A 13373-nucleotide genomic window follows, 5' to 3' on the forward strand; every position below is an offset into this window, starting at 1 on the left:
GGGGCTAAGAGAGGTTCTTAAAACGGTTTCACAATCGCTAAGATGACTACCGCGATCAGTAAGACGCTGGGGGCTTCGTTAAACCAGCGATACCATCGATGATCGTGCGTATTCGCATCATGCCTGAACTTGATCATCAGCTTGTAACACGCATGGTGATACCCCAGCAGCAGCACAATCAGCAGCAATTTGGCGTGAAACCAATGGGTTGCCACCAGCAAATATTGCCAGTTTAGCGCCAACATAATAAGCCCAAACACCAGTGTGATGGCTGCCCCAATGGTCATAATGGCAAACAAGCGCCGTTCCATGATTTTGAATAGGGCAAAACTGCCGCTGTTTTCCGGCATGGCGTGGTACACATACAGGCGCGGTAAGTAAAACAAGCCAGCAAACCACGTCACCATAAAAATGACGTGGATGGCTTTGATCCATAGGTACATGAGTTATCCTTTCAGTAATTCGCGAACTTTTTGTTCTAGCTCAGCTTCCTTCCATTCCCCCATTTTTCTAACGGCGATATTGCCATCAGCACCGACTAAAAAAGAGGTGGGTGTGACGCGTACCTCAAATTGCTTTGCCAGCTCACCGTTTTGGTCATGCGCAACGGTGTAAGTCATGCCTTTTTGGGTACGCATGGCTTCAACTTCAGTACGCACGTCGTAACTCATCGCAACGGCAATGGTACGGAAACCCGTGTTTTGCATCTTTTGATTCAAAGCTTGTAACAGTGGAATTTCAGCGACACAGCCGGGACACGTCGTTGACCAGAAGGTCAGCAGGTAAGGTTTACCACGCAAACTGTCGAGGGAGAGGTTTTCGCCTTCAAGCGTTTGCACCTGCAAAGCCGTGGGAATGCCTTGCAGCCCTTTACTGGGCATGAAGACGAAGAAGGTCAGTAAGCCCACAATAAACGCCAAGATGGCGATGCCTTTGGTATCCAGTTTCATAGTGTTGCAGCAGTTTGTTAATCGTTAAGGAAGGCGTATTATACAGGGATTTTTCCAGACGACATAAAAGGGTTAGTGTGAAAAGGAAGATTGGTATTGTAGGCGCGACAGGGTATACCGGCGTTGAGTTGTTACGGTTGCTGGTGAGCCATCCTGCGGTAGAGATTACCTGCGTGACCTCCCGCGAGCACGCAGGTAGCCGTGTGGATGCGATGTTCCCCAACTTGCGTGGTTATCTGGATCTGACGTTTACCGCGCCTTCTGATGAAGCGCTGAGTGCGTGCGACTTGGTATTCTTTGCGACGCCGAACGGCATTGCGATGAAAAGTGCGCAAACCTTGTTGGATGCTGGCACGAAAGTCATTGATCTTGCGGCTGATTTCCGCATTAAAGATATTGCGGTGTGGGAAAAGTGGTACGGAATGCAGCACGCCAGCCCCCATTTGGTGGAAGAAGCGGTGTATGGCTTGCCGGAATTAAACCGTGCGGCGATTCGTAACGCGCGTTTGGTGGCGAACCCTGGTTGTTACCCTACTGCCGTAACCTTGGGTTTGTTGCCCTTGGTGGAAAATAACCTGATTGATGTGGCGGGGATTATTGCGGATACCAAGTCGGGCGTGAGTGGGGCAGGGCGTAAAGCTGAGGTCCACACGCTGTTGGCGGAGGCGGGCGATAATTTCAAGGCGTATGCGGTGGCTGGGCATCGTCATCAGCCTGAGATTGCGCAAACACTTTCCACGATTGCGCAAACAGCAATAAGTCCGGTTTTTGTACCCCATTTATTACCGATGATTCGTGGGATTCACGCTACACTTTATGCCATGCTGACCACAGAAGCCGATTTGCAGCAGCTTTACGCCACCCGTTATGCGGCTGAACCGTTTGTGGATGTGATGCCTGCCGGTTCGCACCCTGAAACCCGTTCGGTACGTGGCGCTAACGTTTGTCGGATGGCCATTCATCGCCCCGGTAATGGGCAACGTGTTGTGGTACTCTCCGTCATTGATAATTTAGTCAAAGGCGCTGCGGGACAAGCAGTACAAAATATGAACTTAATGCTTGACCTCGCCGAAGGGACAGCGTTGCAACAGCCGGGGTTATTGCCCTGACGTATTGGCGTAAGGGGGAAGTTAATCGCGCATGAGCATGAACTTAGAATATAAATTTGAAAATCGCGGCACAGTGCAGGTGCGTCCTGTCGGGTGTAGCGTTAAGCGCAATGCTTGCTGGTATATTATGATTGCTACTGGCGTGCTGCTGCTGGCTTTGGCGGGTTGGTTGTTTTTCAGCGGTTATTTGACCCCTGCCAGTGCCACTGGCGGTATTCATGCCGTGACCTTGCGCGGTAAAATGGATGAGCAGGAAAAACTCATTACGCAACAGGTCACGACGATTCGTGAGTTAGAGGGTAAGTTAGCTTCCGCCAAGCGCGGTGAAGACGTGCAGGTTGCCGCGAATGCGGAACTCAACCGTAAATTTGCGGCTGCAGAAGCGGACTTAACCGTGCAACGTGATAAATTAGCGTTGTATGAAGAAATTCTCTCACCCGATGGGCTGGAGCAGGGCTTGCACCTTCAGCACTTCGCGGTCAAAGAACGCTTGGTTGATAACGATGGCAAGCGACTTAACGGGCAACGTTTATACCAATACCATTTGGTGTTAGCGCATATCCGAGGCGGCGACACTGCTGTGAAAGGGACTTACAGCATTATTATCAGCGGCAAGCAAGACGGTAAAGCGGCGAGCGTGCCCCATAAAGACGTGACACCGGCTGATGAAAAGGTCAGTGCCGCGTTTGATGTAAAGCATTATCAGAGTTTGGAAGGTAATCTGGTGTTTCCGAAAGATTTCGTGCCAGAATCCGTTAAAGTAAAGGTCACGTTAGATTCAGGCGAAACACCTGAACGCCTGACGAAGAGTTATGATTGGTCTACTTTCAGTAAAATCAGCGCCACCGCGACTGATTTAACCGTATCCACCACCAAGGAGTAAATACACATGTTCGGAAAATCCGCCAAAAGTAGCGGTGGCAATAGTCCCGCCAGTAGTCCAAGTCATGGCGATCAGAAAATTCGTAGTGCGCAAATTGACACCATGATTGGCAAAGGCACGACCATTGACGGCGATTTGCGTTTCTCCGGCGGTCTGCATGTGGAAGGTGTCATTAAAGGCAATCTTGCCGCTGATGGTGAAGATGCCACGCTGATTCTGAGTGAGCACGGTCATATTCAAGGTGAAGTACGCGTTCCCAGCATGGTCTTGAATGGCATGATTGACGGCGACGTATTTGCAGGCGGTAAAGTCGAATTGTTCGAGAAAGCACGTATTTGTGGTGACGTGTACTACAACCTGCTGGAAATGGCCGTCGGTGCGGAAGTGAACGGTAAATTGGTACGTCAAAAGCCAGAATCCGGTAAGTTTGCGACGCCGCCAACACCGTTAACACCACCTTCCGACAACTAATAAGGCTTTTTTGCCTTGTTACCCGCGCAATGGTAACGTAACGTCATACCATCATTTTGTAGGAGATTTTTCATGAGCGTGCAGACCGCTATTCCTTCCCCGCTGGTGTTTACCGATGCGGCAGCGACTAAAGTAAAAGCCTTGATTCAAGATGAAGGCAATGACGCGCTGAAACTGCGTGTGTTCGTACAAGGTGGCGGTTGTTCCGGCTTCCAGTACGGCTTCACCTTTGACGAAAACATGAATGAAGACGACACGGCTGTGGAAAACGGCGGTGTGACCTTGCTGATCGATCCGATGAGCTTCCAGTACATGGTTGGTGCAGAAATCGACTACACCGAAGGTCTGGAAGGGGCACAATTCGTGATTCGTAACCCTAATGCGACCACGACGTGTGGTTGTGGGTCATCGTTCAGCCCGTAAGAACTCCTCACTGATAAAAAAAGCCGCTTTCGCGGCTTTTTTTATGTTCGGGATTTACTCCTGTTTACCCCGTATTGCGCATTCCCGCCGCTATGGCGTTAATCGTCCGCAACAAAGTCGGCAACCACGGTGAATCGGTATTGCCCGTTTCCTGCACATACTGGCGATGCCGTTGGATCAGGGTGATCTGAATGTGGTTCAGCGGGTCAAGGTAAGGGTCGCGGCGTTGCAAGGAATATTGCAGCAAGGGTGTGTCTTCCATGAGGGCGCTGAGGTGTGCCACGCTTAACACTTCCGCTACAGTGAGTTCGTATTCCGCTCGAATGTCGGCAAAAATCGTTTGCGCACTGGCTTGATCACTGGCGAGTGCGGCGTATTCACGCGCCGTATCCATTTCCCCTTTGTACAACGCCATCTGCGTATTGCTCAGTAAGGAGCGGAACGCAGGCCATTGTTTGTACATGCGTTCCAGCAGCTTGTCGTTATCGGGGTGCGCAGTGCGAAAAGTGCTTAACGCCGTGCCGATACCGTACCACGCGGGCAGGGTGTGGCGGGATTGCGCCCAGCCAAACACCCACGGAATCGCACGGATTGAGCCTTTGTCGCGCACGGTTTTTTTGCGGTGCGAGGGGCGTGAGCCAATGTTCAATAGCGCGATTTCCTGCACGGGAGTTGCTTCGTAGAAGTAATCCATCAGCCCCGGAGTCCAATCGGTGAGTTGGCGGTATTTGTGTTCGCCAGCGGCGGCGATGCTGCTCATGGCATTGTGGAATTCGTCGGGGTAAGCGCCACGTTTTTTCAGCAAGCCGACGCTGGCTTTGAGCAGACCCGTGCTGCCGACACCGAGTTCATACACCGCTGTTTCCACGTTGCTGTATTTGGCAGCGAGCACTTCGCCCTGTTCGGTGAATTTGATTTGCCCGTGAACCGTGTCGGGTGGTTGCGCAATGATGGCTTCATGGGTGGGGCCGCCGCCGCGTCCGACTGTGCCGCCGCGTCCGTGGAATAAGCGGCATTTCACCCCGTAGCGGTCAGTGAGCGCGATGACTTCTTTTTGCGCATTGTACAAATTCCAGTTGGAAGCGAGGATGCCGCCGTCTTTGCACGAGTCTGAGTAGCCCAGCATGACTTCCTGCATATCGCCGGAAGCAGCGAGGCAGACGCGATACGCTTCATTCTCCAGCAAATGGCTCAAGACTTCGGTAATGCGTTTGAGGTCGTCGATGGTTTCAAACAGCGGTGAAATCTGGATGTGGCAGAACAATTGGCGGTTAGCATCGTAGCCGACCAACCCCGCCATGTGTGCTAGCAACAGGACTTCCATAATGTGGCTGGCGTGATGCGTCATGGAAATGACGTAAGTACCGAAAATACCAGCCCCCGCTTCGCTGCGCATTTCGAGCATGGAATCGAAAATTTCCAGCGTTTCGGCGGTGCGGTCGCTGAGTTTGGGGCGGTGCGGCATCGGCAATCGGGGGCGTAGGATCAGTTCCGCGAGGACTTCCATGCGCTCGGCTTCGGGCAGTTCCAAGTAATTATGGCACAGACCGGCAAGCTGTAAGACCTCGGCGACGGTTTCGCTGTGAATGGTGGATTCTTGGCGAATGTCGAGTTTGTATAACCCAAAGCCACAGGTTTCGGCGAGGCGGATGAGGTCTTTGAGTTCGCGCCCTGCAATCACCAGATCGCCGTGGCTTCGCAGTGAATCGCGAATCAGGTACAGCTCGTGGATAAATTCGGCAACATCGGTGTAAGCATCCGCCGAGAGGGTGGCGTGTTTGTTGTTCAGACGCGCATTCACCGCTTTGAGGGTTTCCTGCAATTTGTGGTGCATGATACTCAAGAGGCGGCGGTAAGGCTCTTGCTGGAAACTTTCGTGCGCGTAGTGGAAGACCACATCACCGATGCCAATACGTTGGTCTTCTTGTTGTAAATACGCGCTGAATTCAGGGCTAGGCGTGATGAATTCTAGCGAGTGCGAGAGGATGGAACGCAAGGCTTTTACCCGCTGGGTGTATTCTTCGAGCGCCAATTGCATTTGCATACGGATGGCTTTACGGGTCAGCGCGGGGGTAACAAACGGGTTGCCATCGCGGTCGCCGCCGATCCACGAACCGAAACGTAGGAAGCTCGGTACAGTGACCGCGCCCGTGCCATACGCGATGCGAGCGGCGCGTTCGTAATAGCGGTATACGATGGGAATTGCGTCAAACAGCGATTCGCGGAAGTAGTACAAGCCGTAGCGGATTTCATCTTCCACCGTCGGCTTGCGGGTACGCACTTCGTTGGTGCGCCACATGAGCTGTATTTGTGCCTTCAGGTGACGTATTAAGGATTCACGTTCGCTGGGTTCGGGGTCGTTGTTAAGCTGGTCGATAACCAAGAAGATGCGCCGTTGGATTTCCATCAGGGTGCGGCGGCGGGCTTCGGTGGGGTGGGCGGTGAATACGGGAGTGTAGCGCATTTGATCCATCAGGAACTGCATATCGCCTGCGGTCATGCCGCTTTGTTGCAGCTCTAGGACGGAGCGGCGTACTGAGCCTTTCCACAAGGGGCTATCGGTTTTTTGGATTTCGCGGCGGCGTTCACGGTGTTGGAAGTCCTCTTCAACGATATTGGTGAGGATGTAGAAGGTGTTAAAGCCACGAATGACTTGTTCGAGCATGTCGACGTCAAGGCTATCAATGAGGTGCATCAGCTCGTGACGCGTGGTCGCGTCATCGCTTTTACGTAGGCGTATGTAGCCTCGGCGTAATTTTTCGACGGTCGCGTAAACGGCTTCGCCTTCCTGTTCCTTGATGACTTCCCCTAGCAACTCACCGAACTGGCGGATATTTTCCTGTAATTTGGCAACGTCGAATGGCTTGTCTGTAGTTGCATTCATGATGTGCGGTTTCCCTGAATAGTTGAGACACAAAGTACATGGCATACATATGCAAAAAGTAGACCCAGCATTATGCCGGAAGCACCGTGGACAACCAAGCAAGCGGATTTTTTCTGATTTTGTTGCGATGCAGCAAAAAAATGTTGACAGCATTTTGAGAAAGCGATATTGTGCACTGCATCAAATGCACAAACGCATTGCACAAGTAGATTAAAATTAAACCCGTCTTAGGAGACATGACATGCAAAACGAAATGATGAACATCGTAAAACAATTCAGTGATAGCGCTATGGCTTCTGCCAAGAAAATCGGCGAATTGAACATGAAAACCTTTGAAACACTGGCTACTAAGCAGGCTGACCTGATGAAGTCTTGTGTTGAAATGGGCACTAAGAACGCTGAAGCAGCGACTAAAGTGAAAGACATCACTGAACTGAACGCTCTGCAACAAGACGTTACTCGCACTTGTGGCGAAAAATGGGTTGCTAACATGCGTGAAGCAACTGAAATGTTGACTGCTGTTCGTGACGAACTGACCGTTATCATGGAAGAAGCGGCTAAATACACTCAATCTGGTGCAGAACAAGCAGTTGAAGCTGGCAAGAAAGCTGCTACTGAAGCTGTTGAGAAGACTACCGCTGCTGTTGAAAAAGCCTCTGCTGAAGTCGTTGAAATGACTAAAGAAGCTGCTGGCAAAGCGGTTGAAGCGACTCAAAAAGCGGCTGCTAAAGCTAAAGCTGCTTAATTTTAGGATTCCCGATTTAGTCGGCAGTGGGCTGGGGTGTAACTCCTCCTCCTCTCTCTAGCGATCCAGCCCGCTTATCCTCCATTGCCCGCGCTTGACGCGGGTAATTTTTTGCCTATTCGTCGTGTTCCAACGACAACCCATCCGCAAATTCTAACGCCGCCACGACAGGCATGGCTTTACCGATAATGCCTTGCAATGCGCCATACATCCCCGTGGTGCTGCTGATGACACGCTGTAATTGCTTTTCACGTTCATTCCAATGCTTTTCCATGGCACGGCGTTCTTTGCTGATTTGCGCCTGCATGGTATCGAAGGCTTCAATAATGGTTTCGACCCGCTGGCGGAATTCATCACCGGCGAGGTAACGCCACAGCAATTCCATTTTCGCATCCAACCCTTGACTGGCGGCGTGGGCGTAACTGACTTGGATCAGTTGTTCGCGCAATACCGCAGCAAGGGCCGACCAGCTTTTCAGATCACTCACCCAAATGCCATCCATGCGCCCAAAACCGCGAATCTGTTCCGGTACAACGACCGATACCAGTACGGCAATCGCCGCTCCGGCGGTGCGTTGGTCTTCCTTGAGTTTATCCAGCCATGCGGGTTGCCATGCTTTGGTGTTTTTCGATTCCCAGATGATTGCGCCGCATTTTTGCAATTGGCTGTTGATGACGGTTTGAATAATGTCCGCGCCGCGCATCCCTTTGGGGACGGGCTGGATACGGTCGTGCGGGAAGGCGTGTTGCAAGGTGGTTTGCATGTCTTGTTCTAACACTTCGCCTTGTAGCTCTTGTGAGCCGAGTTCGCTGCGGCGTTTGGCATTTTCCAAGTCCTTGAGCAGGTTGGTAATTTGCTGGTCTTTTTGCTTGAGCTTTAGGTCTTGTTCCTCAGCGATTTGGTTGCGTAAGCTGTGTTCGAGTTGTTGCAGGCGTTCTTGAGCTTGTTGTTCAGTGCGTGCGATGGCGGTGCGGATGGCTTGCTGTTGTTCGGCAGCGAGTTCTTGGCGCATTTGTCCGCGTAGCACATCGGAAATGGCAATGGTTGTGCCACAGCGGTGGCATTCGATGGTGGTGTCTTGCATGGGTTCGCCCTTGGTTACTCAGTGTGCAGAGTATAGGCGTTATTAGTCACCGATGAGTATTAGGGCTTGGGCGTTGTAAGCATTCACACCGTATTCGAGCACGGTGTGGGCGCGTTGCCCGAATGTGCTGTTGAAATCGGTTTCGGAATATTTTTCGCAGCAAACGCCGGGGCAGTTTTTTGTCATGTAATAGTCAGCGTAATACTCGCTGGTGAAGACGATGGCACGTTTCCATTTTTCGCCAATAACCACGTAATTTTTCATATCGTTGTGCCTGTGTAACCTTGGTGTGTGAACGTTATTTTGTGTTAGACGTTCGCGATGGGCTTAGGGTTCACACGAGGCTAACAAATTTGCTGCGATGCAGCAAATAAGCAAAACGGTTGATGGTCAACTTTGACAGATAGCTGGCATTGTCTCTGATTTACGCTTTTGGTGCGCAGCGTTGCTGTGTTGGGGTGGTGTCGCCGGGCTTGGCGTTTAGGTAGTGAGCGTTCTTACCGTCGCTGTAGCCGATCTGATAGAACAAGCCGAGCGCGAGGGTCAGCACGATGCTGGCGAAGGTTTGTAACCAGCCAAAAGCGGCGATGGTTGTGCTGAGTACCCAGACAAAACCGATGCCTGCCAAGATTGCGCCCATAATGATGGACGAGAAACGAATTCCCATGAGAAGCCCCGTGCTATTTTTGTTAATAAATTAAGCTAATGATAGCAGTGGGGGATGGCGGAGTATAGGGGTAATTTATGAATTGCCCCTACTGGGATGGTCTAACTTCTTTTTAAATCAGGGCGGTATTCAAACATTTGCGCGTTGGTGATGTGCTGCACGGCTTTTATGTCTTAATCCCTTTTAAATCAGGGCGGTATTCAGAAGGCTGCTGTTGAAGATGACTTTGACCTCATCTAGTCTTAATCCCTTTTAAATCAGGGCGGTATTCAGAAATTGCGATGCAGCAAAGAAAGAAGCAAAAAGCTAGTCTTAATCCCTTTTAAATCAGGGCGGTCTTCAGAAAACTTTCAGCGCAACTATCGCAAGAAATACCAGTGTCTTAATCCCTTTTAAATCAGGGCGGTCTTCAGAATCATCTTTTTCAGAATGAGCATCATTGATAACGTCTTAATCCCTTTTAAATCAGGGCGGTCTTCAGAAGGCTCGTGTCTAATCAGCCTTTTGAATCAATGGGTTACAGAGACCCTTAGCAGAAAATTCACTGTATAAAAAGTTGTCTTGGGCAAAAATCCAACGAAGCAAGTTTTTAAAGAAGCGACACGCTCAGGTTTTGCGTGTTAATGGTTTGATTTTACAATGATTTCACTGCGAATGGAAGGATTATTCAGCAGCTTGGGTAAAATCAACCCCTTCGTAAATGTCAGCCAGTGTCAACGTGCAGTCAGGGCAGGGCAACGTGAGCGCTTGTTCCAGATCATCGAATCGCGCCACTTCCCAGCCACTTTCTTCATCGCGGTAGTACATCGTCACTAGCGGCTGATCTTGCGCCACAATTAAATAAACCGGTAACGATGCCAGTTTTTGGTAAGCAATCAGCTTTTCAGCGTAATCCTTCCACTCGGTGGATTTGGAGGTAACTTCTACGATCAGACACGGCTTTTCCAGATAATATTCATCCGCGTCATCTTGCTCGCAACTCACAATCACATCTGGATAGTAATAGGCTCTGGAGCGTTGCGCCCTAGCTTTGACATCAGATAAGTGGATGTCACAAGGTTTGTCGCGTGAAGCCAGCCGTAAATTGAAAGCGATATTGAACGCAATACTGTTATGTCGCCGACTTGTTCCCGCCATCGCATACACCCCGCCATCCACATACTCATGGCGCTCTTCCGCCCGTTTTTCACCTTCCAAGTATTCCTGCTCAGTGATATAAGCCGGATTGTCTATCGTCATTTTCACTGCCAGCATGATGTTACTCCTGTCACTACTTGAGCCTTGATCATAGGTCAACTCTAGCGTTGCGGCAACGCCTCCCCCAGAAAGATCACCTCACGGCTACTGCGTACCACCCGCGTTTTGGTCGGGTGCAATTCCAGCCCCATCTGCGTCAGCTTTTTCCCCGCAAATGCCAACGCCTTTTCCGCCTTGTCTTGCTCGGTAGCAAACAGCAAAAAATCATCCGCAAAGCGCACAAACGGAATATGAGCATCTGCCAACGCCTGATCGAACTCGTTCATGTACACGTTACAAAACAACGGCGATAAGATTGAGCCTTGCGAAATCCCCCGCGATGTACCAAACAAGCTGCTCGAATGCGCCCCCTGTTTCAGCCACTTGTCGATAAGCGTCAGCGCATCGCTGTCCTTGATGAAGGCTTTCAGCTTCTTTTGCAGCGGTGTCAGCGGAATATTATCGAAAAATTTGCTAATGTCCGCATCCACCAGCCAATCCTGCCCAATGCGGATACGTTCCCGCGCCTTGCTCAACGCCATTTGCACGCTACGCCCACGCCGATAAGCGTAACTGTCGTGATGGAAAATCGTCTCTGCATTCGGTTCCAACACAATCAGCAAGGCGCGTTGCACCAGCTTATCCTGCAAATATTGCGCGGAAATCACCCGCTGCTTGCCATCGGGTTTCGCCATCGTAAACTGGCGCAACGGCTGCGGCTGATAACGCCCCGACAACACCTCCTCACGGCACTGCAACAAATAGCGCATCAAATTACGTTGCAACTGCTCACGATCCACCGTCACCGACCATGGCGTATGCTCCGTTTTTAACAAATTCCACGCCTTATCCAAGGTCTCCGGCTGCATCGCCGTTTCCAAAACACTCATGGGGTATTCTCCTGATTGTCCAATTGTTTCAGCACATCCCGCAAACGCACCACCTGTCCATTAATGATTTCCCGCAAACTCGCCGTACCCCACGCCGTTGCCTCATTCGGTGCAAACGGGCGCGGGCATTGCTGGCGGTAGCTTGCCCACGCCGCATAAAACAGCGGACGTGTCGCCTTGCTCAAACGGCAACCTTCCGCCTCACGGTAATAAAAACTGCTGTTATCAAGCGGTGTGTGGTGCAGCCATTGCAACACCAGCGCATCCACCGACCCACGGAACAGTTCCAGCACATCCAACGGCAACGACTCCCGCCCCGGATAATCCTGATGCAGAAACCCCAACGCCGTATCAAAACCCGCTTGCAACAACGCGTGGCGCACCTCGCTCAACATCAACGTATAACCCAGCGACAACAACGCATTCACCGGATCACGCGGCGGCTGACGGTTACGTCCCTTGAAGTGCCATTGCCCCAACGCCGTGCTTAACAACGCAAACCATGCCGCCGCGATTTGCCCTTCCAACCCGCTGAGGCTATTGATGCTCGACGCCTTTGGCAGCTTCGCCAGCGTTTGTGCCACTTGCGTCTGGAAGGTTTGCACCCGTTCGGCATCCACCCCATACAGCGTGGGCAAGTATTGCAACGGCAAGGCATACCCCAGCAATTTTTGCTGCACGATATACCGCGCCACCGCCAACTGCTTGCTGGCATCATCGGCACAACGGTGCTGCATCCGCCGCGTCGGGAGTTGCGTTGCCAAGCCCGCCCCCAAAAACGCGCTGTGCTGTTTGCCGCGTAAATCCACTAAGGTGGTGGGTACGCCTGCCTCCGCCAAGGCACGCCACACCGCGCTTTCCACCAGCGGATTGCCGTACACCACCACCTGTTCCAACATTTGGATCGGGATGGTTTTGGCAGGCTCATCCGGGCGTTCCAGCCGTAACGCGCCCGTGGTATGGCGTACCGTGGTTTCCTTACGATCAATCACCAGTAGCATGTCTTCCCCCTAACCGAACAGTGTTTGTTTGAGTTGTTGTAACCAGCCCGTGTCTTCCGGTGTGGCGGCAGGCTTACCCGCGTACAAGTTCTGCACAGCACTGTTTTGTTGACCCGCCGCCCAAATCGCAGCGGGCGTATGCACGGGATAAAGGCGAATATCGTCTTCACGCAAATGCGCCCGTTCGCGCACTCCTTGCAAAGTCGTTGCCAAATCCGCCGCCGAACAGTGCAGCAAAAACACCGACTTTTGCAGCGGCACAGCGCGTTTGCGCAGGTAGTAATGCACTTTGCGTAAGCGTTTTTCATCGCGCACGTCATACGCCAACAAATGCCATTGCTTCATCGCTTAACCCTCGTACCAAAGTGGCGCTTGGAAGTTGTTAGTATGTTTGACCGCCGTGACCATGCGCGGCGACCGTTGCGTATCCATCCACGTCAGCATCAGGCTATCGGTTTGCAAGTCGATCAAGGCAGTGAGTTGCAGAAACAGCTCTTCCGCTTCCCGCATACTCAGTTGGCACTCGAACAGCGAATATTGGGAAGCCAGCCCCCACGCTTTCAGGCAACGGTGTACCTGACGGCGGCGCGAATCTTCCACGATGTCGTAAGCGATGACGGCGGCATTGCGTTTCAAGGTGTTCTCCCTTTAGAAGTATTTTTCGACGATAGCGTCGAGTAGCGCGTCGATCAGTTCATCATCATCCATGTCGTCGAGGGGATCGGAGTAGTAAGTCGTCATGGTGTTTTCTCCTTATTGATCAGATGATTGCTGTGTATGACGTTGTTGGTTTACTGTCTTTTGGCAAATTTTGCAGATGCCATTGTGGAAGTCCGGTTTCGTACTGTTGTGGAAAAACTCATCCAACGCCTTGGTTGTTTTGCAGCGTTGGCAGGTTTTTGTCAGTTTTGCAGGCATATTTGTCTCCTTGTGTGTTGCTGGATCGTATGTTGTTGGTTGACACGGTTGAGCAAACCTCGTGAGGGGCTGCCCGTTGGTGGTGTGGGTTAGTCTTTGGTGGCTTGGATGA

Annotated in this window: 16 protein-coding genes and 1 CRISPR repeat array; of the genes, 5 read left to right on the forward strand and 11 right to left on the reverse strand. The window is 51.5% G+C overall.

Features of this window, described 5'->3' with window-relative positions; genetic code table 11:
* Positions 1-17 precede the first annotated feature (17 nt).
* Both J1836_RS10005 and J1836_RS10010 read right to left on the reverse strand, forming a co-directional pair.
* Positions 18-443: a CopD family protein gene (locus tag J1836_RS10005; RefSeq protein WP_207250958.1), complete on the reverse strand. Its 426-nt coding sequence runs from the start codon at positions 441-443 to the stop codon at positions 18-20.
* Between the two features lie 3 nt (positions 444-446).
* Complete coding sequence (locus J1836_RS10010) at positions 447-950, reverse strand: TlpA disulfide reductase family protein (protein WP_207250959.1); 504 nt, start codon at positions 948-950, stop codon at positions 447-449.
* A 77-nt stretch (positions 951-1027) separates the two neighbouring features.
* Here J1836_RS10010 and argC point away from each other — a divergent pair, with 77 nt between their 5' ends.
* The 4 genes from argC (at position 1028) to erpA (ending at position 3836) form a co-directional block, all read left to right on the forward strand.
* Complete coding sequence (gene argC / locus J1836_RS10015; protein WP_207250960.1) at positions 1028-2059, forward strand: N-acetyl-gamma-glutamyl-phosphate reductase; 1032 nt, start codon at positions 1028-1030, stop codon at positions 2057-2059.
* Between the two features lie 31 nt (positions 2060-2090).
* A complete protein-coding gene (locus J1836_RS10020; RefSeq protein ID WP_207250961.1) occupies positions 2091-2942 on the forward strand; it encodes a DUF6776 family protein in 852 nt (283 codons plus the stop codon).
* Positions 2943-2948: 6 nt separating this feature from the next.
* A complete protein-coding gene (locus J1836_RS10025) occupies positions 2949-3413 on the forward strand; it encodes a bactofilin family protein (protein WP_207250962.1) in 465 nt (154 codons plus the stop codon).
* Between the two features lie 72 nt (positions 3414-3485).
* Positions 3486-3836 carry an iron-sulfur cluster insertion protein ErpA gene (gene erpA / locus J1836_RS10030; RefSeq protein ID WP_207250963.1) on the forward strand — a complete coding sequence of 117 codons (351 nt, stop codon included), beginning with the start codon at positions 3486-3488 and terminating at the stop codon, positions 3834-3836.
* Between the two features lie 64 nt (positions 3837-3900).
* On the opposite strand, the gene ppc is transcribed toward erpA, so the two are convergent.
* Positions 3901-6720 (reverse strand): phosphoenolpyruvate carboxylase, encoded by a 2820-nt coding sequence (gene ppc, locus J1836_RS10035; protein WP_207250964.1) that lies wholly within the window; start codon positions 6718-6720, stop codon positions 3901-3903.
* Positions 6721-6961: 241 nt separating this feature from the next.
* Here ppc and J1836_RS10040 point away from each other — a divergent pair, with 241 nt between their 5' ends.
* Positions 6962-7465 (forward strand): phasin family protein, encoded by a 504-nt coding sequence (locus tag J1836_RS10040; protein WP_207250965.1) that lies wholly within the window; start codon positions 6962-6964, stop codon positions 7463-7465.
* A 115-nt stretch (positions 7466-7580) separates the two neighbouring features.
* Here the strand turns inward: J1836_RS10040 and J1836_RS10045 are convergent, their stop codons facing one another.
* From J1836_RS10045 to cas2 (J1836_RS10080), 8 genes are all read right to left on the reverse strand, one after another.
* On the reverse strand, positions 7581-8549 hold the full coding sequence (locus tag J1836_RS10045) for a DUF2130 domain-containing protein (RefSeq protein WP_207250966.1): 969 nt from the start codon (positions 8547-8549) through the stop codon (positions 7581-7583).
* Between the two features lie 42 nt (positions 8550-8591).
* Positions 8592-8813, reverse strand: coding sequence for a hypothetical protein (locus J1836_RS10050; protein WP_207250967.1), 222 nt, complete (start codon positions 8811-8813; stop codon positions 8592-8594).
* Between the two features lie 160 nt (positions 8814-8973).
* Positions 8974-9216, reverse strand: a complete 243-nt coding sequence (locus J1836_RS10055) for a hypothetical protein (RefSeq protein WP_207250968.1) — start codon at positions 9214-9216, stop codon at positions 8974-8976.
* Positions 9217-9315: 99 nt separating this feature from the next.
* A CRISPR array of direct repeats spans positions 9316-9699; the repeat unit is 36 nt; unit sequence GTCTTAATCCCTTTTAAATCAGGGCGGTCTTCAGAA.
* Positions 9700-9879: 180 nt separating this feature from the next.
* Positions 9880-10470 carry a Uma2 family endonuclease gene (locus tag J1836_RS10060; protein ID WP_207250969.1) on the reverse strand — a complete coding sequence of 197 codons (591 nt, stop codon included), beginning with the start codon at positions 10468-10470 and terminating at the stop codon, positions 9880-9882.
* A gap of 44 nt (positions 10471-10514) precedes the next feature.
* The gene (locus tag J1836_RS10065; RefSeq protein WP_207250970.1) at positions 10515-11342 is read right to left on the reverse strand and encodes a reverse transcriptase domain-containing protein; all 828 of its coding nucleotides are present in this window, start codon (positions 11340-11342) and stop codon (positions 10515-10517) included.
* Positions 11339-12343 (reverse strand): CRISPR-associated endonuclease Cas1, encoded by a 1005-nt coding sequence (gene cas1, locus J1836_RS10070; protein WP_207250971.1) that lies wholly within the window; start codon positions 12341-12343, stop codon positions 11339-11341. Before cas1 ends, J1836_RS10065 begins: the two co-directional genes overlap by 4 nt.
* Positions 12344-12352: 9 nt before the next feature.
* Positions 12353-12688 carry a CRISPR-associated endonuclease Cas2 gene (cas2, locus tag J1836_RS10075; protein WP_207250972.1) on the reverse strand — a complete coding sequence of 112 codons (336 nt, stop codon included), beginning with the start codon at positions 12686-12688 and terminating at the stop codon, positions 12353-12355.
* Between the two features lie 3 nt (positions 12689-12691).
* Positions 12692-12979, reverse strand: a complete 288-nt coding sequence (cas2, locus tag J1836_RS10080; protein WP_207250973.1) for a CRISPR-associated endonuclease Cas2 — start codon at positions 12977-12979, stop codon at positions 12692-12694.
* Positions 12980-13373: the final 394 nt, after the last annotated feature.

The sequence above is a fragment of the Thiothrix fructosivorans genome (assembly GCF_017349355.1).
In the GTDB taxonomy this organism is placed as follows: domain Bacteria; phylum Pseudomonadota; class Gammaproteobacteria; order Thiotrichales; family Thiotrichaceae; genus Thiothrix; species Thiothrix fructosivorans.